The organism is Allobosea sp. Root381, from assembly GCF_001429395.1.
Lineage (GTDB): Bacteria > Pseudomonadota > Alphaproteobacteria > Rhizobiales > Beijerinckiaceae > Allobosea.
The window spans coordinates 72814-94547 of record NZ_LMJT01000004.1 but is presented as its reverse complement, the minus strand read 5'-3'; the positions used below and the strand labels follow the sequence as shown (position 1 = coordinate 94547).

17 protein-coding genes are annotated in these 21734 nt (G+C 66.2%); 15 read left to right on the top strand and 2 right to left on the bottom strand.

Annotation, left to right across the window (positions count from 1 at the left end):
• Positions 1 to 82 precede the first annotated feature (82 nt).
• The 4 genes from proS to dnaE all read left to right on the top strand — a co-directional run bounded on the left by proS (position 83) and on the right by dnaE (position 7320).
• On the top strand, positions 83 to 1414 hold the full coding sequence (gene proS, locus ASE63_RS05810; protein ID WP_056797933.1) for a proline--tRNA ligase: 1332 nt from the start codon (positions 83 to 85) through the stop codon (positions 1412 to 1414).
• Positions 1411 to 2709, top strand: coding sequence for a lipoprotein-releasing ABC transporter permease subunit (locus ASE63_RS05805; protein WP_056797930.1), 1299 nt, complete (start codon positions 1411 to 1413; stop codon positions 2707 to 2709). The genes proS and ASE63_RS05805 overlap by 4 nt, the downstream gene beginning before the upstream one ends.
• 5 nt (positions 2710 to 2714) lie before the next feature.
• On the top strand, positions 2715 to 3410 hold the full coding sequence (locus ASE63_RS05800) for an ABC transporter ATP-binding protein (RefSeq protein ID WP_056797926.1): 696 nt from the start codon (positions 2715 to 2717) through the stop codon (positions 3408 to 3410).
• Positions 3411 to 3846: 436 nt separating this feature from the next.
• A complete protein-coding gene (gene dnaE / locus ASE63_RS05795) occupies positions 3847 to 7320 on the top strand; it encodes a DNA polymerase III subunit alpha (RefSeq protein ID WP_056798115.1) in 3474 nt (1157 codons plus the stop codon).
• Between the two features lie 57 nt (positions 7321 to 7377).
• Here dnaE and ASE63_RS05790 read toward each other — a convergent pair whose 3' ends face one another.
• Positions 7378 to 8553, bottom strand: coding sequence for a GGDEF domain-containing protein (locus ASE63_RS05790; RefSeq protein ID WP_056797924.1), 1176 nt, complete (start codon positions 8551 to 8553; stop codon positions 7378 to 7380).
• A 284-nt stretch (positions 8554 to 8837) separates the two neighbouring features.
• Between ASE63_RS05790 and ASE63_RS05785 the strand changes: the two genes are divergently transcribed.
• The 3 genes from ASE63_RS05785 (at position 8838) to pyrH (ending at position 11835) form a co-directional block, all read left to right on the top strand.
• Complete coding sequence (locus ASE63_RS05785) at positions 8838 to 9848, top strand: 30S ribosomal protein S2 (protein WP_056797919.1); 1011 nt, start codon at positions 8838 to 8840, stop codon at positions 9846 to 9848.
• Between the two features lie 190 nt (positions 9849 to 10038).
• Positions 10039 to 10962, top strand: coding sequence for a translation elongation factor Ts (tsf, locus tag ASE63_RS05780; RefSeq protein ID WP_056797916.1), 924 nt, complete (start codon positions 10039 to 10041; stop codon positions 10960 to 10962).
• Positions 10963 to 11127: 165 nt separating this feature from the next.
• Positions 11128 to 11835, top strand: coding sequence for a UMP kinase (pyrH, locus tag ASE63_RS05775; RefSeq protein ID WP_056797913.1), 708 nt, complete (start codon positions 11128 to 11130; stop codon positions 11833 to 11835).
• Between the two features lie 9 nt (positions 11836 to 11844).
• Here pyrH and ASE63_RS05770 read toward each other — a convergent pair whose 3' ends face one another.
• Positions 11845 to 12258, bottom strand: a complete 414-nt coding sequence (locus ASE63_RS05770; protein WP_056797909.1) for a VOC family protein — start codon at positions 12256 to 12258, stop codon at positions 11845 to 11847.
• Positions 12259 to 12569: 311 nt separating this feature from the next.
• Between ASE63_RS05770 and frr the strand changes: the two genes are divergently transcribed.
• The 8 genes from frr (at position 12570) to fabZ (ending at position 21717) form a co-directional block, all read left to right on the top strand.
• Complete coding sequence (gene frr / locus ASE63_RS05765) at positions 12570 to 13133, top strand: ribosome recycling factor (protein ID WP_056798112.1); 564 nt, start codon at positions 12570 to 12572, stop codon at positions 13131 to 13133.
• An 82-nt stretch (positions 13134 to 13215) separates the two neighbouring features.
• Positions 13216 to 13974 (top strand): isoprenyl transferase, encoded by a 759-nt coding sequence (locus ASE63_RS05760; protein ID WP_056797906.1) that lies wholly within the window; start codon positions 13216 to 13218, stop codon positions 13972 to 13974.
• A complete protein-coding gene (locus ASE63_RS05755; protein WP_056797903.1) occupies positions 13971 to 14801 on the top strand; it encodes a phosphatidate cytidylyltransferase in 831 nt (276 codons plus the stop codon). Before ASE63_RS05760 ends, ASE63_RS05755 begins: the two co-directional genes overlap by 4 nt.
• An 8-nt stretch (positions 14802 to 14809) precedes the next feature.
• Positions 14810 to 15988, top strand: a complete 1179-nt coding sequence (gene dxr / locus ASE63_RS05750; protein WP_056797901.1) for a 1-deoxy-D-xylulose-5-phosphate reductoisomerase — start codon at positions 14810 to 14812, stop codon at positions 15986 to 15988.
• A 22-nt stretch (positions 15989 to 16010) separates the two neighbouring features.
• A complete protein-coding gene (gene rseP, locus ASE63_RS05745; RefSeq protein WP_056797895.1) occupies positions 16011 to 17162 on the top strand; it encodes an RIP metalloprotease RseP in 1152 nt (383 codons plus the stop codon).
• A 451-nt stretch (positions 17163 to 17613) separates the two neighbouring features.
• Positions 17614 to 20064 (top strand): outer membrane protein assembly factor BamA, encoded by a 2451-nt coding sequence (gene bamA / locus ASE63_RS05740; RefSeq protein ID WP_244491302.1) that lies wholly within the window; start codon positions 17614 to 17616, stop codon positions 20062 to 20064.
• Positions 20065 to 20104: 40 nt separating this feature from the next.
• Complete coding sequence (gene lpxD, locus ASE63_RS05735) at positions 20105 to 21172, top strand: UDP-3-O-(3-hydroxymyristoyl)glucosamine N-acyltransferase (protein WP_056797888.1); 1068 nt, start codon at positions 20105 to 20107, stop codon at positions 21170 to 21172.
• Between the two features lie 89 nt (positions 21173 to 21261).
• On the top strand, positions 21262 to 21717 hold the full coding sequence (fabZ, locus tag ASE63_RS05730) for a 3-hydroxyacyl-ACP dehydratase FabZ (RefSeq protein ID WP_056797885.1): 456 nt from the start codon (positions 21262 to 21264) through the stop codon (positions 21715 to 21717).
• Positions 21718 to 21734 lie beyond the last annotated feature (17 nt).

The window sequence follows — 21734 nt, the reverse complement described above, 5'->3', positions numbered from 1 at the left end:
TTTGTGCAGAGCGATGGTGTCTCTGGGGTGAAGTGACTCGATGCGCCATCCGCTGCGCATCGCCCTCCATCGAGTTTGTCAGATGCGCCTCTCCCGCTATTTCCTGCCGATCCTGCGCGACACGCCCAAGGAAGCCGAGATCGTCTCGCACCGCCTGATGCTGCGTGCCGGCATGATCCGCCAGCAATCGGCCGGCATCTATTCCTGGCTGCCGCTCGGCCTGCGCGTGTTGAACAAAATCAGCAATGTCGTGCGCGAGGAGCAGAACCGCTCGGGTGCCGTCGAGATCCTGATGCCGACGATCCAGTCGGCCGATCTCTGGCGCGAGAGCGGGCGCTACGACGCCTATGGCAAGGAGATGCTGCGCATCAAGGACCGGCACGACCGCGAGATGCTCTACGGGCCGACCAATGAGGAGATGGTCACCGAGATCTTCCGGTCCTACGTCAAGTCCTACAAGGACCTGCCGCTGAACCTCTACCACATCCAGTGGAAGTTCCGGGACGAGGTGCGCCCGCGCTTCGGCGTGATGCGCGGCCGCGAGTTCCTGATGAAGGACGCCTATTCCTTCGACGTGGACAAGGACGCTGCGCGCCACGCCTACAACCGCATGTTCACGGCCTATCTGCGCACCTTCGCGCGGCTCGGCCTGAAGGCGATCCCGATGCGCGCCGACACCGGCCCGATCGGCGGCGATCTCAGCCATGAATTCATCGTCCTCGCCTCGACAGGCGAGAGCGAGGTCTTCTGCCACAAGGACTACCTCGACTTCGAAACGCCGGCGGTCGATACCGATTTCGACAGCGTCGAGGGGCTGAAGGACGTCGTCGACAAGTGGACGAGCCTCTACGCCGCCACCGAGGAGATGCATGACGCCGCGGCTTACGGCGAGATTCCCGCCGACAAGCAGCTTTCGGCGCGCGGCATCGAGGTCGGCCACATCTTCTACTTCGGCACGAAGTATTCCGAGCCCATGGGTGCCACCGTGCAGGGACCGGACGGTCAGAACCAGCCCGTCCATATGGGCTCCTATGGCATCGGCCCGAGCCGGCTCGTAGCGGCGCTGATCGAGGCCGGGCATGACGATGCCGGCATCGTCTGGCCCGACGAGATCGCGCCCTTCGACGTTGCCGTGCTCAACCTCAAGACCGGCGATGCCGCGACGGACGGCGCCTGCGAGCAGCTCTACAAATCGCTGCTGGCGAAGGGCTATGACGCGCTCTACGACGACACCGATGCCCGCCCTGGCGGCAAGTTCGCCACCGCCGACCTGATCGGCGTGCCCTGGCAGATCATCGTCGGCCCCAAGGGGCTGGCCGAAGGCAAGGTCGAGATCAAGCGCCGCGCCGATGGCGAGCGCGAGCTGGTCTCGCTCGAGGCCGCACTCGACCGCTTCAAGGGCAAGGCAGCGTGAGCGCCGCGACCGGGACGCAAACCCAAGGCGAAACCCCGACGGGGACGCGCCCCTTCGCCGGCTTCGAATGGCTGCTGGCCGGGCGCTATCTGCGCACCCGCCGCCGCGAGGGCTTCGTCTCGGTCATCGCCGGTTTCTCCTTCCTCGGCATCCTGCTCGGCGTCGCGACGCTGATCATCGTGATGTCGGTGATGAACGGCTTCCGCAAGGAGCTGCTGGAGAAGATCGTCGGCGTGAACGGCCACATCTTCGCGACGCCGATCGATCGTCCGCTGGACGATTACGACGTCGTTTCGATGAGGTTGAAGGGTATCCCGGGCATCAAGTTCGCCATCCCGCTGGTCGAGGGCCAGGCGCTGGCTTCCTCGCAGACGGGCAATGGCGGCGTGCTGATCCGCGGCATCCGCGAGGCCGACATCAAGGCGATGCCCTCCGTCGGCGGTAATGTCCGGCGCGGTACGCTCGACGGCTTCGACACCGCCGCCGGCGTCGCCGTCGGCAAACGACTGGCGGATTCGCTCGGCCTCCAGGTCGGCGACTCGATCAACATCATCTCGCCGAGGGGCGCCGCGACACCCTTCGGCACGGCGCCGCGCATCAAGGCCTACCCGATCCAGGCGATCTTCGAGATCGGCATGACCGAGTTCGACGCCTCCTTCGTCTTCATGCCGCTGACCGAGGCGCAGGCCTATTTCAACCGCGAAGGAGACGTGAACGTCATCGAGATCTTCGTGGATGACCCGGACCGCACGCAGGCCGTGCGCGACGCGATCGAGGCCGACGCGCCCAGACCGCTCGTCCTGTCCGACTGGCGCCAGCGCAACCGCAGCTTCTTCAATGCGCTGGAGGTCGAGCGCAACGTGATGTTCGTCATTCTCACCCTGATCGTGCTGGTGGCGGCGCTGAACATCGTCTCCGGCCTGATCATGCTGGTGAAGGACAAGACCGAGGACATCGCGATCATGCGCACCATGGGGGCGACCCGCGGCACGGTCTTGCGCGTCTTCCTGATCACGGGGGCGGCGATCGGCGTCTTCGGCACGATGGCAGGCCTGGCGCTGGGCGTCGTCTTCGCCAAGAACATCAAGGCCATCATGGCGGCGCTGAACTGGGTCACCGGCGCCAATCTCTGGGATCCGACAGTGCGCTTCCTGAGCGACATCCCCTCCGTCATCGACTGGCGCGAGGTCGCCAGCGTCGTCCTGATGGCGCTTGTCCTGTCGCTGCTGGCGACCCTCTATCCGGCCTGGAAGGCGGCGCGACTCGACCCCGTCCAGGCGCTCAGGATGGGGTGACGCGCATGTCCGAACCGCAACGCGAGACCCCGACGCTTTTCCTTTCGCAGGTCGAGCGCTTTTACCCTCAGACCGATGCGCCGCTCGAGGTGCTGCGCAGGGCCGATTTCGCGCTCTGGCCGGGCGAGCTCGTCGCGCTCGTCGCGCCGAGCGGCACCGGGAAATCGACCCTGTTGCACGTCGCTGGCCTGCTGGAGCAGCCCGATGGCGGCGAGGTCTTCGTCGGCGGCCTGCCAACGACGAAGCTCGACGACAAGGGGCGCACCCGCCTGCGCCGCACCGAGATCGGCTTCGTCTACCAATTCCACCATCTGCTGCCTGAATTCACCGCGCTGGAGAACGTCGTCCTGCCGCAGCGCATCCGCGGTCTCGACAAGGCGGTGGCGGAGGCGCGCGCCGCCGAACTCCTGACCTTTCTTGGTCTGGGCGAGCGACTCGACCATCTCCCGGGCGAACTCTCCGGCGGCGAGCAGCAGCGCGTCGCGATCGGCCGTGCCGTCGCCAACACGCCGCGGCTGCTGCTGGCCGACGAGCCGACCGGCAACCTCGATCCGCACACCTCGCTGCACGTCTTCTCGACGCTGGTCGCGCTGGCGCGGGCATCGGGGCTGGCGGCGCTGATTGCGACCCACAACCTCGATCTCGCGCGCCGCATGGACCGGCAGGTGACGATCCGCGACGGGCTGGTGGTGCCTCTCTAGACTTGTCGAACGGCCCGCGGTCGCCAGGCTGCCGGGACTGCAACCGCCTGCGAATCCGGCTTTAGTGCGGGTTTGCCGCTGTGTGTGCTGTCCGGATAAGGAATCGATTCACAGATCGTTAACTGCGTGTGCCATGCATTCCGCGCAATTTACGCTTCGGCATTGACGAGAACAAAACATGAATTAATCTGAACGTATCAGGAACTGAGGGAGTCATCCATGACCGTAATGCGCAGATTGGCAGCCGGGATCGCGGAGCTGGCATCACTCGGACTGTTCTTCGCCATGGTCTGGGTCTGGGCCGCGCTGGCCTCGGCACCGAACGTCTGATCATCCACAAAGGCGACAATCCGCAGCGTGGACGAAGGCGCCCGCGCGGCTCCATAAAGACCCTCGAAGGCGGCTATCGAGTCGCCATGGCAGCGCAGGGCAGATGATGGCACGGGAAACGGGCGACACGCGCACCCTCTCAGAGGTCGGCTTCGTCCATCTCCATGTCCATTCGAGCTATTCGCTGCTCGAAGGCGCGATGAATGTCGGCACGCTGGCCAAGATGGCGGCGGCGGACGGGCAGCCGGCTCTGGCGCTGACCGACACGAATAACCTGTTCGGCGCGCTCGAATTCTCCGAGAAGCTCGTCGGTGTCGGCGTCCAGCCGATCGTGGGCGTCCAGCTCTCGGTCGATTTCGCGGATGAGGCGGAGGGTAGTCGCAAGCCGGTACAGCAGGTGTTGCCGCATCTCGTGCTGCTGGCGATGAACGAAGCCGGTTACGGCAACCTGATGAAGCTGGTCACGGAGGCGGCGCTCGCCACCGGCGGCGCTGGCCTGCCCATCTCCAATCTGGAGCGTCTCGCCTCGCATCATGACGGGGTAATCGCGCTGACCGGCGGCCATGGTGGCCCGGTTGACCTGTCGCTGCGCAACGGCCAGATCGCCCAGGCGCAGACCCGGCTCGCAGCGTTGTCACGGATTTTCGGCGACCGGCTCTATGTCGAGATCCAGCGTTATGGCAGCGATGACGACAAGGCGCTCGAGGCGCATCTGTTGCGGCTGGCCTATGAAGCCGATCTTCCGATCGTCGCCACCAACGAGCCCTTCTTCGCCAAGCCGGCCGATTACGATGCCCATGACGCGCTGCTCGCTGTCGCCTCCGGCCGGCTCGTCTCGGATGGCGAGCGCCGGCGCGTAACGCCGGAGCATTACTTCGCCAGCCGCAGCGAGATGCAGCGGCGCTTCTCGGATCTGCCGGAAGCCCTGTCGGCCACTGTCGAGATCGCGATGCGCTGCCATTGGCGCGTCGGCAAGCGCAATCCGATCCTGCCGCGCTTCGGCGAGGAAGGCCGGGACGAGGCGGACGAGTTGGCGGCCCAGGCTCGCGCCGGCCTCACCGCGCGGCTCGCCAAGCACGGCCCGGCTGAGGGCTATCAGGTCGAGGAGTACGAGAAGCGGCTCGATTTCGAGCTTTCGATCATCACGAGGATGAAGTTTCCTGGCTATTTCCTCATCGTCGCGGACTTCATCAAATGGGCCAAGGACCATGACATCCCCGTCGGTCCGGGCCGCGGCTCCGGCGCGGGCTCGCTCGTCGCCTATGCGCTGACGATCACGGACGTCGATCCGCTGCGCTTCGGCCTGCTGTTCGAGCGCTTCCTCAATCCGGACCGTGTCTCGATGCCGGACTTCGACATCGACTTCTGCCAGAACCGCCGCGAAGAGGTGATCGACTACGTCAAGCGCCATTATGGCGAGGAACGCGTCGCGCAGATCATCACCTTCGGCACGCTGCTGGCTCGCGGCGTGCTGCGCGATGTCGGGCGCGTGCTGGAGATGCCTTACGGCCAGGTCGACCGGCTGACCAAGCTGGTCCCGCAGAATCCAGCCAAGCCGATTTCGCTGAAGGACGCGATCGAGGGCGAGCCGAAGCTGCAGGCCGCCGCCGAGGAGGAGCCGGTCGTCGCGCGCCTGCTCGAAATCGGCCAGAAGCTCGAGGGGCTGCACCGCCACGCCTCGACCCACGCCGCCGGCGTCGTCATCGGCGACCGGCCGCTCGAACAGCTCGTCGCGCTCTCGGTCGATCCGCGCACCGGCATGCGCGTCACCCAGTTCAACATGAAATGGGTCGAGCAGGCGGGGCTGGTGAAGTTCGACTTCCTTGGCCTCAAGACGTTGACGACCCTGACCACCGCGGTGAAGCTGATCGCCCAGCGCGACATCCAGATCGACCTCGCCCAACTGCCCTTCGACGACCCGACAACCTACGCCATGCTGGCCCGCGGCGAGACCGTCGGCGTATTCCAGGTGGAAAGTGCGGGCATGCGCAAGGCGCTGGTCGAGATGAAGGCCGACCGGATCGAGGACCTGATCGCGCTGGTGGCGCTCTACCGCCCGGGCCCGATGGACAATATTCCCACCTATTGCCGCCGGAAGCTCGGCCTCGAGGACCCGACCTATCTTCACCCGGGCATGGAGCCCTATCTGTCTGAGACGCATGGCATCATCGTCTACCAGGAGCAGGTTATGCAGGTGGCGCAGGCGCTCTCTGGCTATTCGCTCGGCGAGGCGGACCTGCTGCGCCGCGCCATGGGCAAGAAGATCAAGGCGGAGATGGACGCCCAGCGCGACCGTTTCGTGAAGGGCGCGATCGATAACAAGATCAAGAAGGAGACGGCTTCCGAGATCTTCGACCTGCTGGCGAAGTTCGCGGATTACGGCTTCAACAAGAGCCACGCTGCAGCCTACGCTGTCGTCGCCTTCCAGACGGCCTATCTCAAGGCGAACTTTCCGGTCGAGTTTCTGGCGGCGTCGATGACGCTCGACATGGGCAATACCGACAAGCTCTCGGAATTCCGGCGCGATGCCGAGCGCCTGGGCATCAAGGTGCTGCCGCCGGCGATCAACCGCTCAGGCGTCGAGTTCGATGTCCATGAAGGCGCGATCCATTATGCGCTGGGAGCTATCAAGGGCGTCGGCACGGCTGCGGTGGAAGCAATCGTCGCAGCCCGCCGCTCTGGCGGCCACTTCCGCGACCTCGCCGATTTCGCCCGCCGCATCGATACCAAGCTGGTCAACCGCCGCACAGTCGAGGCGCTGATCGCGGCCGGCGCGATGGACACGCTCGAGCCGGAGCGCGCCCGCGCCATGGCCGCGATCGACGGCATGCTGGCGCTTTCGAACCGCACCCGCGACGAGGCGGCGGCCGGTCAATCCGACTTCTTCGGCGGCGGCATGGTGCAGGAGGCCTTCCGCATCCCGCCGGTCGAGCCCTGGGCGCCGGCGGAGCGGCTGAAGCGCGAGCACGATGCTGTTGGCTTCTTCCTGTCGGGCCATCCGCTCGACGAGTACGAGCATGTGCTGAAGCGGTTGCGCGTCCAGCGCTTCGCCGATTTCGCGCAGACGGTACGGGTCAACGGCACCGGTGTCGCCAAGGTCGCCGTCTCGGTCATCGACAAGTCGGAGCGCCGCACCAAGTCGGGCAACAAGATGGGCATCGTCAACCTGTCCGACCCGAGCGGCCAGTTCGAAGCGGTGCTGTTCTCGGAGGGGCTGCAGCGCTACCGCGACCTGCTGGAGCCGGGCAGGGCACTGGTGCTGCGCCTCTCGGCGGTGCTCGACGGCGAGGATGTCCGCCCGCGCATCGAGGATGTCGAGGTGCTGGACGATCTCGCCTCGCGCCAGAAGCAGGATCTCCTGGTCTATCTGCGCGACGACAAGGCGCTGGCCTCGATCGCCGAACGCGTCCGTCCGCGCACGGACGGCGCCAAGGCCGACGGCAAGGTCTCGCTCGTGATGATCCTCGACGATGGCGCCCAGGAGGTCGAGATCGAGTTGCCGGGCAAATATCCCGTCAACCAGCAGATCGCCAATGCGGTCAGGGCCGCGCCCGGCGTGGTAAGCGTCGAGTTGCGCTGACCGGCGTGCTGCATCGACCCGCACGACATGCGGTTGCTGAAAAAAGATGGCGCAGGATCAAAGCACTAGATCGTCCGGTACAAGCTGAGCTTGAACCCGGTTGCGGCCGAGGCGCTTCGAACGATAGAGCGCTTCATCGGCCCGGCTGAGCAGTTCGTCGAAGGGATGCGATGCCAAGTCCCCCTCCGCGATTCCGATGCTGAGCGTAGGCGGTCGAGGGGCACCTTCCAGGTTCGACATGGCCGCATCGAAAGCGATGCGGATGCGGTCGGCGATGCGCACGGCCTCTCGGGCGCCGATCTCGGGCAGCACGACCGCAAACTCGTCTCCACCTTGCCGGGTCAGGATATCGGTGGCGCGAATCTGGCTGTGGACGGTGCGCGACAGCACCCGCAGCACCTCGTCGCCGGCGCCATGGCCCAGCGTGTCGTTGAGCAGCTTGAAGTGATCGATGTCGAGGAGCAGAAGCGAGACCCGTGCCGACATCCCGGCGGACTTCGTCGCCATCCGCGCGACCGCTTGCTCCAGCCCACTGCGGTTCATCGCGCCCGTAAGCGGATCTCGCTGGGCCAGCGCTGCGAGCAGGTTGTTGCTCCTCTCCGCCGGCATCAACAGCAGGGCGCTGCTGCGCAAGACGAAAAATGCGATGGCGATCACGGAACCCCAGCCCTGAATGCCGGGGTCCGGCGGAAACATGACCGTGCCCACACTGTCCCTGACGGCGAGCGCGCCACGCAGCATGAAGAACATCGCGGTCGGCACGAACAGCCCGACCAGGATCCAGGCGGAGCGGAGATTCTCCCGCTGCGCCAGCCGCGCCGCTTCCCGGATCGCGGCGAGATCGCAGGCGGCCATCACGAAGGCCATCACGGCCGTGCGGGCCGCAAAGCCCTCCGAACCGGGCAGGAGGGCAAGCAGGGTCCAGGTCACGGCCAGGACCATCGCGCAGGCCAGCCAGGGCATTTCGCGGCCGGCGAAGCTGCGGACGCCGAGCACCGCCAGCATGCTGCCCCCGACAAGCAGCGTGTTGGCGAGTTCGATCGAGAGCACGTTCGGGATCGTGCCGCGCAGGGCGCCGCCGAGCAGGCCGAGGCCGATGGCGAGGCTGCTCAGGCCCCACCAAACCGGCCAGTGCGTGAAGCGCCCGGTAGCGAAGGCCAGCAGTTGCATCATCGCCATGACCAGACAGGTCACTGCTCCGGTGACGAAGATGGTTTTCAGGTCGAGGATCACGCGCTGACTGTCTCAATTACCGGTTTCTGTTCGTCGGCCCTTGGCGGACGAGCATGAAGGAGAGACGTCGGCGCCCGGATGGCATGCGGCGCCTTGCGAATCGTGGCGAGGATACGACATCGGACTTACCCGAACCTAACTTGCGTTCCCTAGTTTTTACCTGTAAGGCGCAGCCCATCCCACATGGGGAGCACCGCCTCATTCCCGAGGCGCTCCGGTGACCTTGCAGTCCATGCTCGGTTCATTCGCACCCCAGAGGCTCAACCGGAAGGACGATACAGACCATGGCTCTGCCAGATTTCTCCATGCGCCAACTCCTCGAGGCCGGCGCCCATTTCGGCCACCAGTCGCATCGCTGGAACCCGAAGATGTCGCCCTACATCTTCGGCACGCGCAACAACATCCATATCCTCGACCTGTCGCAGTCGGTGCCGATGCTCTCGCGCGCCCTGCAGGCGGTGTCGGACACCGTCGCCCGCGGCGGCCGCGTCCTCTTCGTCGGCACCAAGCGCCAGGCGCAGGACTCCATTGCCGATGCGGCCAAGCGCTCGGCGCAGTATTACGTAAACTCGCGTTGGCTCGGCGGCATGCTGACCAACTGGAAGACCATTTCGGCCTCCATCCAGCGCCTGCGCAAGGTCGACGAGCTGCTGAACGGCGGCGGCACCGGCCTGACCAAGAAGGAGCGCCTGATGCTCGCCCGCGAGCGCGATAAGCTCGAGAAGGCGCTCGGCGGCATCAAGGACATGGGCGGCACGCCCGACATGATCTTCGTGATCGACACCAACAAGGAAGCGCTCGCGATCAAGGAGGCCCAGCGCCTCGGCATCCCGGTCGCCGCGATCATCGACTCGAACTCGGATCCGGATGGCATCACCTTCCCGGTTCCCGCCAATGACGACGCCGGCCGCGCCATCGCGCTGTATTGCGATCTCGTCGCGCGCTCGGCCATCGACGGCATCTCGCGCGCCTCGGGCGACCATGGCATCGATCTCGGCGCCGCCGAGAGCCCGGTGATCGTCGAGGATGCTCTCGCCGAGCCGGCCGCGGCCGATACCGGCCTGGCCTTCGAGCTGCTGACCGCGCCGCGCGGCGCGCCGGACGATCTGACCAAGCTCTCGGGCGCTGGCCCGGACGCGGTCCAGAAGCTCAACGACGGCGGCATCTTCCACTTCTGGCAGATCGCCGCGGCCACCCCGGCCGACGTCACCAAGCTCGACCACGACCTGAAGCTCGGCGGCAAGATCGACCGTGAGGGCTGGGTCGCCCAGGCTCGCGAACTCGCCGACGCCTGATCCATCGCTGCGGAATGCGGCGCGTCATCGGCGCGTCGCATTCCGGTTGCTGCACTGCAAGACCTAGATTGACGCCGACCAGCGCCGACGACCGGAAACGGAGCGTCGGCGTTTCCCCATAGGGGACCGGCCGGCCTGATCCCGCGGCCAGCCGGCATCCGGCGCCGCCTGACAGACAAGGACGACAAAGATGGCTGCGATCACCGCCGCGATGGTGAAGGAACTCCGCGACAAGACCGGCGCGGGCATGATGGACTGCAAGACCGCGCTTTCGGCCGTCGATGGCGACATCGAGGCCGCGATCGACTGGCTGCGCACCAAGGGCCTCGCCAAGGCCGCCAAGAAGGCCGGCCGCGTCGCCGCCGAGGGACTCGTCGCCGTTGCGCTGTCGGGCACCACGGGCGTGGTCGCCGAGCTCAACTCCGAGACGGATTTCGTTGCCCGCAACACCGATTTCCAGGCGCTGGCTTCCAACATCGCCAAGGTCGCGCTCGAGAAGGGCGACGATGTCGAGGCGCTGAAGGCCGCCACCTATCCGACCGGCAGCACGGTGGACGAGGCGGTCGCCAATGCCATCGCCACGATCGGCGAGAACATGACGCTGCGCCGCGTCGCCCAGCTCAAGGTCTCGGCCGGCCTCATCGGCTCCTATGTCCACGGCGCCGTCGCCGATGGCCTCGGCAAGATCGGCGTGATCGTTGCGCTGGAGTCGACCGGCAAGCAGGATGAGTTGGCCGCGCTCGGCCGTCAGCTCGCCATGCACGTGGCCGCCACCAACCCGGTCGCGCTCGATCTCGCTTCGATCGACCCGGAGATCCTGGCTCGCGAGAAGGCGATCCTGGCCGAGAAGAACGCCGGCAAGCCCGCCCATGTGCTCGAGAAGATCACCGAGAGCGGCCTGAAGAGCTATGCCAAGGAATACTGCCTGCTTGAGCAGGCCTACATCCATGACGGCTCGAAGTCGGTCGGCCAGGTGCTCAAGGAGATCGAGGGCAAGGTCGGCGCTCCTGTGGCGCTGACGGGCTTCGCCCGCTTCGCGCTCGGCGAGGGCATCGAGAAGGAAGAGCAGGACTTCGCGGCCGAGGTCGCTGCCGCTGGCGGCACGACGGGCTGATCCAACCTCAACGCATCGACGAAAAAGGCCGCGCTCTGCGCGGCCTTTTTTGTAGAAGGAGGGTGGCTGCGATTCGCAGGCGCCCCGAAGACATCCAAGCCAATGCGGCTTCGCCTGTCCCGCCAAGGATGATGCGACCATGCACAGCAACACGGAGACGATCTGATGAGGCCCAAGCGCGTTCTCGTTAAGCTCTCCGGTGAAGCCCTTGCCGGCAAGGCGGGATCCGGCCTCGACGGCGCGACGCTGACCGCGCTCGCAGCCGACATCGCGAATGCTTCGCGCGAGGGCGTCGAAATCGGCATCGTGGTCGGCGGCGGCAATTTCTTCCGCGGCGTCCAGGGCCTGAACAAGGGGCTCGACCGCACCAGCGCCGATTCGATCGGCATGCTCGGGACGGTGATGAACGCGCTGGCGCTGGAGCACGCGATCGAGAGCGCGGGTGCGCCCGCGCGCGCCATGTCGGCCGTGCCGATGCCTTCTCTTTGCGAGAGCTATGCTCGCAAGCGCGCCCTCGACCACATGACCAACGGCAAGGTCGTCGTCCTGGGCGGCGGCACCGGCAATCCCTATTTCACTACCGATACCGGTGCGGCCCTGCGGGCCGCCGAGCTCGGCTGCAGCCATCTGCTGAAGGCGACGCAGGTCGATGGCGTCTATTCGGCCGATCCGAAAAAGGACCCGGACGCGATTCGCTACGATACGCTGACTCATGCCGAGGCGATCACGCGCGACCTCAAGGTGATGGACACCGCCGCCTTCGCGCTCGCCCGCGACGCCGGCCTGACCATCGTCGTGTTCTCGATCGCGGAGCAGGGCGCGCTCGCCGCCGTTCTGCGCGGCGAGGGCAGGGCAACCTATGTGACGCCCTGAGGCCCTTCCTCAATAGTTGCGCCAGACGCCGGGCGTGACCAGTTCGAGCAGATGCCCGTCCGGATCGCGGAAATAGAGGCTCCTGCCGCCGCGGGGCCATTCCATGCGGCCTTCCACGGCGATGCCGAACTGGTCGAGCCTGGATTCCCAGGCATCGAACTCTTCCGCGTCGATCGCAAAGGCGATGTGCAGCGGTCCGCTGCCGTCATGCGGTGGTATGCTGCCGCCGGCGGAGTTCTGGGTGGCAAGCGAGGCTCCGCGCTGGAACAGCAGCAGCACGCTTGCAGCCCCGACGTCGAATGCGAAAAGCGTCCCGGTCTTGATGAGGGGCTCCAGCCCAAGCTGGTCTTCGTAGAAGGTCCGGGCTCGTTCGAGATCGTCGACATAGAGCGCGGTCTCGACGATGCGGTGCAGGCGCGGCACGGCGGTCCTCCAAGGTTTGCCAAGGGGGTGAGACTACCCTTGGGACGCCCGTGACGTGAAGGGATGCCGCCCGGCGGCGGCGGCTTGTGGTCCGCAGCCGGTGCGGGATACCCGCATTGGCTGCTTTTCTCTTGCTCCCGGCGCCTGAAAATGCTGTTCCAGCATGTAATTCTTGACCCTGCGCGGCCTCGCCGCCATGGTCGCGCCCGATTAAGCTACTCCCGGCATGACAACACCGATGTGGCATCGCAGCGGGCGGAAAGCCGGGTTTCGCTTTTCGCGCGGTGCTCCAGTTCAAGGTCTAGATGACGATGGCCCAGACGACGTTCGATCTCGCCGACGTGAAGCGCCGCATGCAGGGCGCGGTCCAGTCCTTCAAGGGCGACCTGGCCTCCCTGCGTTCAGGCCGCGCCTCCGCCAACATGCTCGACCCCATCCAGGTCGAGGCCTACGGCGCCCGCCAGCCGCTTTCGCAGCTCGCGACGGTCAGTGTTCCCGAGGCCCGGTTGCTTAGCGTCCAGGTCTGGGACCGGAGCATGGTCAATGCGGTGGACAAGGCGATCCGGGAATCCGATCTCGGCCTCAATCCGCAGACGGAAGGGCAGGTCCTGCGCATCCGGATTCCGGAGCTGAACGAGCAGCGCCGCAAGGAGATGGTCAAGGTCGCGCATAAATACGCCGAAGAGTCGAAGATCGCCGTGCGCCATGTCCGCCGCGATGCCATCGACATCATCAAGAAGGTCGAGAAGGATGGCGCCTTCACCAAGGACGACGTGACGCGCCAGTCCGATCAGGTGCAGAAGGTCACCGACCAGTACATCGCCGAGATCGACCAGGCGCTGGCGACGAAGGAAAAGGAAATCCTGAGCGTCTGACGTCGCCGGCGCCGCGCCGGACGCCGCGCCAGGGTCCCCGGCAAGAATCTCCCGGCAAGAGGCCGAACGAGGCATATCGAGAATGTCAGCAGGCCAGCGCCCGGGACGCCCCGTTATTCCCGGCCATGTCGCCATTATCATGGACGGCAATGGCCGCTGGGCGCAGATGCGTGGCCTGCCGCGCCAGGAAGGCCATCGGCGCGGACTTGAGGCGCTGCGCTGCGCGGTTCGAAACGCCGGCGACCTTGGTGTGCGGATTCTCACCCTCTACAGCTTCTCGACCGAGAACTGGCGCAGGCCCGCGACCGAGGTCTCGTTTCTGCTCGGCCTGCTGAAGCGCTTCGTCGAGAAGGACCTCGGCGAGCTTCATTCAGCCGGCGTGCGCGTGCGCATCATCGGCGGCCGGGACGACCTCGCGCCCGATCTGCGCCGGCTGGTCGAGCATGCCGAGGCGGTGACGCGCGACAACACCCACATGACGCTGGTCGTCGCCTTCAACTACGGCTCGCGCGATGAGATCGTCAGGGCGGCGCGGCAGCTCGCGGCCGACGCGGCGGCAGGGCGGATCGACCCGGCGGCAATCGACGAGGGAGTGCTTGCAGCGCGCCTCGACACCGTCGATATTCCCGATCCCGAGCTGGTGATCCGCACCTCCGGCGAGACGCGTGTCTCGAACTTCCTGCTCTGGCAGGCAGCCTATTCCGAATTCGTTTTCACGCCGGTGCTCTGGCCCGATTTCGACCGCGCGGCCTTCGAGGATGCGCTGGCCGAATATGGCCGGCGCGAGCGGCGCTTCGGTGGCCTCTCGGAACCATCCGACCGCGCCGCAGGCGCCGCATGAGCGAGGCGCCCCCCGGCGGGAGGAAGGCCGGTTCCAGCGAACTGCGCCTCAGGGTCGTCTCGGCCCTGGTGCTGGCTGCCGCGATCCTGGCGGCCACGGCCTGGGGCGGCTGGCCGTTCCGGATCGTCTGGATCCTGGTCGCCGGGCTCGTCGCCTATGAATGGCTCGCCATGGTCCGGCGGGACCATGCGATTGCCGCCGCGATCGGCGTGGTCGGCGCTGGAACCCTGCTCGGCTTCTCTTCGGCCAGCCAGCCGGCGCTCGCGGGCGCCGCAGCGGCCGCAGCGCTGGCCGGCGCCGTGTTGACGCCCCTGGTCAAGGGCCGGCTCGCGCTGGAGCTTTGCGGCGTCGCCTATGCGCTCGCCTTCGCCCTGATCGTCCCGGCTTTGCGGTCGCTTCCCGAAATCGGGCTCGCGCTCGTGATCTGGAGCTTTGGCGTGGTCTGGTTCACCGACATCGCAGCCTATTTCACCGGGCGCCGCTTCGGGGGCCCCAGGCTGATGCCGAGCGTCAGCCCCGGCAAGACCTGGTCCGGCGCGATCGGCGGTCTGATCGCCGGTACGCTCTGCGGCTATGCCGTCTGGGCGCTGACGCCGGGCGCGGCGGCGCTCGTCGGGCCGGTGCCGGTGATCTTCGGCTCGCTCGCCGCCTCGGTGTTCAGCCAGATGGGTGATCTCTTCGAATCGGCGCTGAAGCGCCGCTTCGGCGCCAAGGATTCCAGCCGCCTCATTCCGGGCCATGGCGGCTTCCTCGATCGTCTCGACGGCTATTGGGCGGTGCTCGTCTTCGCCGGCATCGCGCTGTTCCTGATCCATCTCCAGTTCTGAAACATCGCATGCTTCGTACAGTCACGATTCTGGGGGCTACCGGCTCCATCGGCCGATCGACGCGCGAGGTCGTGGCGGAAAACCCCGAGCGCCTGAAGATCGGCGCCGTGGTCGCCGGGCGCGACGCGGAAGCTCTGGCGCGGGTCGCTGTCGAGACGGGGGCGAGCTTTGCCGCCCTCGCCGACGCCTCCGCGGGGCCGGCTCTGGCCAGGGCCCTGGCCGGCAGCGGCATCACCTGCGGGGCAGGGCGGGCGGCGGTGCTCGATGCGGTAGCGATGGAAAGCGACATCGTCGTCAGCGCGATCTCCGGTGCCGCCGGTCTGGAGGCGACCTTTGCCGCGCTGACGCCGGGCCGGGCCATCGCGCTCGCCAACAAGGAGAGCCTCGTCTGCGCCGGCGCCGCCGTGATGGCGCGCGCTAAGGCCGTGGGTGCCCGCATCCTGCCGCTCGATTCCGAGCATAATGCACTGTTCCAGGTCCTCGGCTCCGAGCCTGTCTCGTCGATCCGCAGTATGACGCTGACGGCGTCTGGCGGACCCTTCCGGACCTGGAGCGCGGCCGAGATCGCGGCGGCGCGCCCGGCGCAGGCGCTGGCCCATCCGAATTACGCGATGGGCGCCAAGATTTCGATCGATTCCGCCAGCATGATGAACAAAGGGCTGGAGCTGATCGAGGCCTGCTTCCTGTTCGGTCTCGATCATGGCCAGTTGGAGGTGCTCGTGCATCCGCAGCAGCTCGTCCACGGCCTCGTCACCTTCCGCGACGGGTCGGTAAGCGCCGGCATGGCCTTGCCCGACATGCGCGTCGCCGCTGCCCATTGCCTCGGTGTCGACGGCAGGCTGGATGCGCCGGCAGCGCGTTTCCTCGATCTGGCGGCTTCGGCGCCGCTGGCCTTCGAGCGGCCGGATCTCGTGCGTTTTCCGGCGCTCGGCCTCGCCATGGCAGCGCTCGCGGAGGGCGGCGCGATGCCGGTCATCCTGAACGCCGCCAACGAGGTCGCGGTCGCGGCCTTTCTCGAGGAGCGCATCGCTTTCCCCGGCATCGCCGCGCTCGTCGAGGCGGTCTGCGCCGGAGCCGAACCGGGGCTCGCGGCGCCAGCCGACGTCGCGGGCGCAGTCGCCATTGACCAAGAGGCGAGAAGCCGCGCGCGCGCGCTCTTGTCCCAGCCGCCTTTCACTGCCACCTAAGCCGACGGATCGGGAGATTTTGATGGATTTCGTGGCGACGCTCTGGAACGCAGGGGCCTTTCTCCTCGGCTACCTCGTGCCTTTCCTGTTCGTCCTGACGGTGGTCGTCTTCGTCCACGAACTCGGGCATTTCCTCGTCGGGCGCTGGTGCGGCGTCGACGTGAAGGTGTTCTCGATCGGTTTCGGCCGCGAACTCTTCGGCTTCAACGACCGGCACGGCACGCGCTGGCGCTTCGCGCTGATCCCGCTTGGCGGCTACGTCAAGTTCTCGGGCGACACTGAGGCGAGTTCGAGCGGCACCGACGATGCCGCTCTGGCCACGATGACCGCGCGCCAGCGGGAGCGCTCCTTCCCGGCCCAATCGGTCGGCGAGCGCGCGGCCATCGTCGCCGCCGGTCCGATCGCCAATTTCCTGCTCGCGATCCTGATCTTCGCTTCGACGGCCTATATCTTCGGCAAACCGGTGCTGGCGCCGCGCGTCGATCAGGTCGTCGCCGGCAGTGCTGCGGAGCGCGGCGGGCTGCTCGCGGGCGATCTTGTGCTGTCGATCGACGGCCGGCCGATCGCCGGCTTCGCGGACATGCAGCGCGCGATTTCCGCCCGCCCGAACGAGACACTCTCGATCGTGGTCGACAGGGCCGGGAGTACGTTGACGCTGCCGGTCACGCCCGCGCTTGTCGAGCAGAGCTCGCCGCTCGGCAAGCAGCGCATCGGCGTTCTCGGCGTTCAGGCCTCGCGTCAGGCGAGCGACTGGAAGACGCAGCATTTCGGCCTGCTCGAATCGGCGAAGCTCGGCGTCAGCGAGACCTGGTACGTGGTCGAGCGCACCTATGACTATCTCGCGAAGCTGGTGACCGGCCGGGAATCGGTCGATCAGCTTTCCGGCCCGATCCGAATCGCGCAGGTTTCCGGGCTGGTCGCCGACAGCGCCGGGCTTCTCGGCCTGATCAACCTCGCTGCGATCCTCTCGGTCTCGATCGGGCTGATGAATCTGTTCCCGGTGCCGATGCTGGATGGCGGGCACCTGCTGTTCTATGCGGTCGAGGCACTGCGGGGCCGGCCATTGAGCGAGCGGGCGCAGGAGATCGGCTTCCGCCTCGGTCTCGGGCTTGTGCTGATGCTGATGCTGTTCGTCACCTGGAACGATATCGTCCACGTCCGCTCGCTGCTCTGACCGCGTAACGCTCCGCCTCGAAGCCCTGAGCCGACTGGCGCCGTTACGTCAGATCAAGAGCTCGGACGTTAACGGGTTGGGGTCTTTTTTAGCTTTCCGCGCACCGAAGGGCCGGATGAGCCCGGGCGATGCACAGGGCGCGCATTTGGCGCGGAAGCTCGCATTTGGCGTTTTCCCTCGTGACTTTGCGGCGAAATCGCGGCGTGGCGCGTGGCTCCGTGGCAACGACGCGGCGAAAAATAATTTGTTAACGACAATGCTGGTTTGCACCCCGCGGGAAACTTTGTAGAAGCGTTTCGACTGCAATGTCCCCATGCTGTTGCCTGTCGGCTGCGGCCCCCGTAACAGGGGTGGTGACCTGAGAAATGGAATAGGCGACCCGATGACGTCGACCCAAAAGAGCCGGTCCTTCAGAATGCGGCTCTCTCGTTCGGTCGGACTTTCGGCCTTCATGTTGGCCGTGAGCGGTGGCGTGGTGTTTGCGCAGGCCGTGATTGTCCAGGGCAACAGGCGCGTCGATGCGGAGACGATCCGCTCCTACGCGGTAGGTCAGGGTTCGTCCCAGGAGATTCGCCAGAGTCTTCTCGCGACCGGTCTGTTCACCAATGTTCAGGTCAGCCGCCGCGGCGCGCAGACGGTCATCTCCGTGCAGGAGAACGACACGATCAACCGCGTCGCTTTCGAGGGCAATCGCCGCCTGAAGAGCGACATCCTGCTCCAGCAGGTGCAGTCCAAGGCCGGCGGCCCGATGAGCCAGGCGCTGATCGATTCCGATGTTGTGCGTCTTAGGGAAGTCTACCGCCGGGCCGGCTACGGCCTGTCCTCCGTCAGCGGTCGCATCGCGCCGCTGCCGAACGGCCGCTCGGACGTGGTCTTCACCATCAACGAGAGCGGCAAGACCGGTATCAAGTCGATCAATTTCGAAGGCAATCAGGTCTATTCAGACGGCCGCCTGCGCGGGCTGATGAGCTCGACCGAGTCGAATTTCCTCAGCTTCATCAAAACCTCCGACGTCTATGATCCGGACCGGATCACTTCCGACCTCGAACTGATCCGCCGCTTCTATCTGAAGAACGGCTATGCCGACTTCCAGATCGTCAGCAACACCGCTCGTTTCGATGAGACGGCCGGCGGTTGGGTCATCGACGTCGCCGTCACCGAAGGCCCGCAGTACAAGGTCGGCAACGTCTCGGTCGATTCGGCCCTGCGCGACATCGATCCCGCCGTGCTTCAGGGCTATGTCGTCACCTCTGCCGGCGACACCTACAATGCCGAGGCCGTGGAGAAGTCGCTCGTCAACCTGACGACAGAGGTTTCCCGCCGCGGCCATGCCTTCGCTCAGGTTCGCCCGCGCGGCGATCGCGACGAGGCCGGCCGCCTGATCGGCATCACCTATGTCGTGGACGAAGGGCCGCGGGTTTATGTCGAGCGCATCAATGTGCGCGGCAATACCCGTACGCGCGACTATGTCGTTCGCCGCGAGCTCGATCTCGGCGAAGGCGATGCCTACAACAAGGTGATGGTCGATCGCGCCGAGCGTCGCCTCAACAACCTCGGCTTCTTCAACAAGGTTCGCATCACCAACGAGCCCGGCTCCGCTCCGGATCGCGTCGTGGTCAACATCGACGTCGAGGACAAGGCGACCGGCTCGTTCTCGATCGCCGGCGGTTACTCGACCTCGGACGGCATCATCGGCGAAATCTCGCTCTCGGAGTCGAACTTCCTCGGCCGCGGCCAGTTCGTCCGCATCGCGGGCACGCTGGGCCAGCGCACGCAGGGCGTCGACTTCTCCTTCACCGAGCCGTATTTCCTCGGGTACCGCATCGCCGCGGGCTTCGACCTGTTCTCGAAGTTCAGCGACAACTACAACACCGGCCGCTTCGAGAGCCGTGTCACCGGCGGTACCGTCCGCCTGACTTTCCCGATCACGGAAGAACTCTCGATCACGCCGCGCTACTCGATCTACAGCACCGAGATCGACATCCCGAATACGACCAGTCGTCCCTATAACGATTGTAGCTACCCGATCGCCGGTATTACCCCGGGACCTTTCCCTGGTTCTATCCCCGCTGACGGCATCTACAACTGCCTGACCAACGGCGAGGCGACGATCGCGGTGAAGGAAGCGGCGGGCTCGACGCTGACGTCGCTGGTGGGCCTGAGCTTCAACTACAACTCGCTCGACAACACCATCAATCCGCGCAACGGCTTCGTCGCCGAGCTGAAGCCTGAATTTGCCGGCGTGGGCGGCGACTCGAAGTTCCTGCGCGTCTCGGCCGATGCGCGCTACTACAAGGAGATCTTCGACGACGTCGTCGGCTTCGTCCGTGTCCAGGGCGGTCACGTCCAGGCGACCAGCGGCGATCTGCGCATGATCGACCACTATTTCCTTGGACCGTCGCTGGTGCGTGGTTTCGCGCCGTCCGGTATCGGCCCGCGCGACGTGACGAACGACCCGACGGCCAACGCGCTCGGCGGCACCACCTATTTCGGCGGTTCGCTTGAGGTTCAGTTCCCGATCTGGGGCCTGCCGCGCGATCTCGGCCTGCGCGGCGCGGTCTTCGCCGATGCCGGTACGCTGTTCAATTACGACGGTGGTTCCAGCTCGATTACCAACCCCGCTTTTGGGAGCTGCCCGGCCGGTTCGGCGGCGCGTCAGTTCAATGTGGTGGCGAATTCGCAGTACCAGAGCAACGTTGCCTGCGTGCGCGACAAGAACATGATCCGCTCTTCGGTTGGTGTCAGCTTGCTCTGGCAGTCGCCGCTCGGCCCGATCCGCTTCGACTACGCCTACGCTCTGACGAAGGATGACGGGCAGATCGGCACCCTCAATGGTATTACCGCCAAGTACGGCGGCGACCGGACCCAGGCCTTCCGCTTCTCCGGCGGAACCCGCTTCTGACGAGGCGGGGCGCCTCGGCGCCCCGCACCGGATCTTTTCAATGTCAGAACCGCAATTCTTTCCGCTCGCGACCTCGCTCAACTTCGGCGAGGTCGCTGCCATTTCGGGCGTGACGCTACCAGAGGGCGTCGATCCGGCTCGCAAGGTCACTGGCGCCGCGGCGCTGGAGAATGCCGGCCCGGCCGACCTCGCCTATATGGACAACCCGAAATATACCGACGCGCTCGCCGCGACGGCAGCGGGCCTGTGTCTGGTCTCGGCGCGCTTCGCCGAGCGCGTGCCGGCTGGCACGACGGCACTGGTCTCGCCGGCACCCTATCATGCCTTCGCCAAGGTGCTGGCCCGCTTCTTCCCCTCGGCGCTGAAACCCGGTTCCGTCTTCGGCTCGCAGGGCGTCGCGCCCGGGGCCTTCGTTCACGCCACGGCAGTGCTGGAAGCCGGCGTGACGGTAGATCCGGGTGCGGTCATCGGCCCGGGAGCCGAGATTGGCGCCGGGACCGTGGTTGGGTCGCATGCCGTCGTCGGCCCGCAGGTTCGGATCGGCCGCAATTGCTCGATCGGCCCGGGCTGCTCGCTGCAGGCGACGCTGATCGGAAACCGGGTCATCATTCATCCCGGCGCCCGCATCGGCCAGGACGGATTTGGCTTCGCGATGAGCCCTCGCGGCCATATGAAGGTGCCGCAGATCGGGCGCGTCATCATCCAGGACGATGTCGAGATCGGCGCCAACACCTGCATCGACCGTGGCGCCAGCCGTGACACCGTGATCGGCGAAGGCACCAAGATCGATAACCTCGTCCAGATCGGCCACAACGTGGTGATCGGGCGGCATTGCGTCATCGTCTCGCAGGTCGGCATTGCTGGTTCGTCGACGCTAGAGGATTTCGTCGTGCTCGGTGGCCAGGTCGGCCTTGCCGGCCATCTGACCGTCGGCATGGGCGCGCAGGTTGCGGCCCAGAGCGGCGTCGCGGGCGACATTCCGCGCGGTGCCCGCTATGGCGGCTACCCGGCCCAGCCCGCGCTGAGCTGGGCGCGCGAGAGCGCGCTGTTGAAGACGCTGGTCGCCAATCGCGGCAAGGGCCGCACCGAGGGGCGCGGCGAGGGCTGAGCCTGTCTGCCGGCAGGATTCGCTGGCCTGCGGGCCGGAACGGATCGAAGATGCGGCCGCACGGACGGTCCGCGGGGAGATATGAAGAGATGACCGAGGTGACGGCGACGCTGGGTGTGGCAGACATCCAGAGGATCATGGCCTGCATTCCGCACCGCTATCCCTTCCTGTTGGTCGACCGCGTCGTTGAAATCAATGGTGACGAGTCCGGCATCGGCATCAAGAACGTCACCATCAACGAGCCGCAGTTCACCGGCCATTTCCCTGACCGGCCGGTCTTTCCGGGCGTGCTGATGATCGAGGCGATGGCGCAGACGGCTGGAGTGCTCGTGGTCAATTCGCGCGGCAGTGACGAGCCGGTCCGCAGCGTGCTCTTCACCACCATCGACAATGCCAAGTTCCGCAAGCCGGTGGGGCCTGGCGATACGCTACGCTTCCACCTGACCAAGATGGCGCGCAAGCGCAACATCTGGTTCTACCGCGGCGAGGCTCGCGTCGAGGGCACCCTGGTCGCCGAGGCGGATCTTTCGGCAATGGTCATCTGAGCCCGATGAGGCTCCGC

What these genes read in the sequence shown, in the direction of transcription:
- proS (WP_056797933.1), top strand. Translation starts at nt 83, where the DNA reads ATGCGCCTCTCCCGCTATTTCCTGCCGATCCTGCGCGACACGCCCAAG.
- ASE63_RS05800 (WP_056797926.1), top strand. Translation starts at nt 2,715, where the DNA reads ATGTCCGAACCGCAACGCGAGACCCCGACGCTTTTCCTTTCGCAGGTC.
- dnaE (WP_056798115.1), top strand. Translation starts at nt 3,847, where the DNA reads ATGGCACGGGAAACGGGCGACACGCGCACCCTCTCAGAGGTCGGCTTC.
- ASE63_RS05785 (WP_056797919.1), top strand. Translation starts at nt 8,838, where the DNA reads ATGGCTCTGCCAGATTTCTCCATGCGCCAACTCCTCGAGGCCGGCGCC.
- tsf (WP_056797916.1), top strand. Translation starts at nt 10,039, where the DNA reads ATGGCTGCGATCACCGCCGCGATGGTGAAGGAACTCCGCGACAAGACC.
- pyrH (WP_056797913.1), top strand. Translation starts at nt 11,128, where the DNA reads ATGAGGCCCAAGCGCGTTCTCGTTAAGCTCTCCGGTGAAGCCCTTGCC.
- frr (WP_056798112.1), top strand. Translation starts at nt 12,570, where the DNA reads ATGGCCCAGACGACGTTCGATCTCGCCGACGTGAAGCGCCGCATGCAG.
- ASE63_RS05760 (WP_056797906.1), top strand. Translation starts at nt 13,216, where the DNA reads ATGTCAGCAGGCCAGCGCCCGGGACGCCCCGTTATTCCCGGCCATGTC.
- ASE63_RS05755 (WP_056797903.1), top strand. Translation starts at nt 13,971, where the DNA reads ATGAGCGAGGCGCCCCCCGGCGGGAGGAAGGCCGGTTCCAGCGAACTG.
- dxr (WP_056797901.1), top strand. Translation starts at nt 14,810, where the DNA reads ATGCTTCGTACAGTCACGATTCTGGGGGCTACCGGCTCCATCGGCCGA.
- rseP (WP_056797895.1), top strand. Translation starts at nt 16,011, where the DNA reads ATGGATTTCGTGGCGACGCTCTGGAACGCAGGGGCCTTTCTCCTCGGC.
- bamA (WP_244491302.1), top strand. Translation starts at nt 17,614, where the DNA reads ATGTTGGCCGTGAGCGGTGGCGTGGTGTTTGCGCAGGCCGTGATTGTC.
- lpxD (WP_056797888.1), top strand. Translation starts at nt 20,105, where the DNA reads ATGTCAGAACCGCAATTCTTTCCGCTCGCGACCTCGCTCAACTTCGGC.
- fabZ (WP_056797885.1), top strand. Translation starts at nt 21,262, where the DNA reads ATGACCGAGGTGACGGCGACGCTGGGTGTGGCAGACATCCAGAGGATC.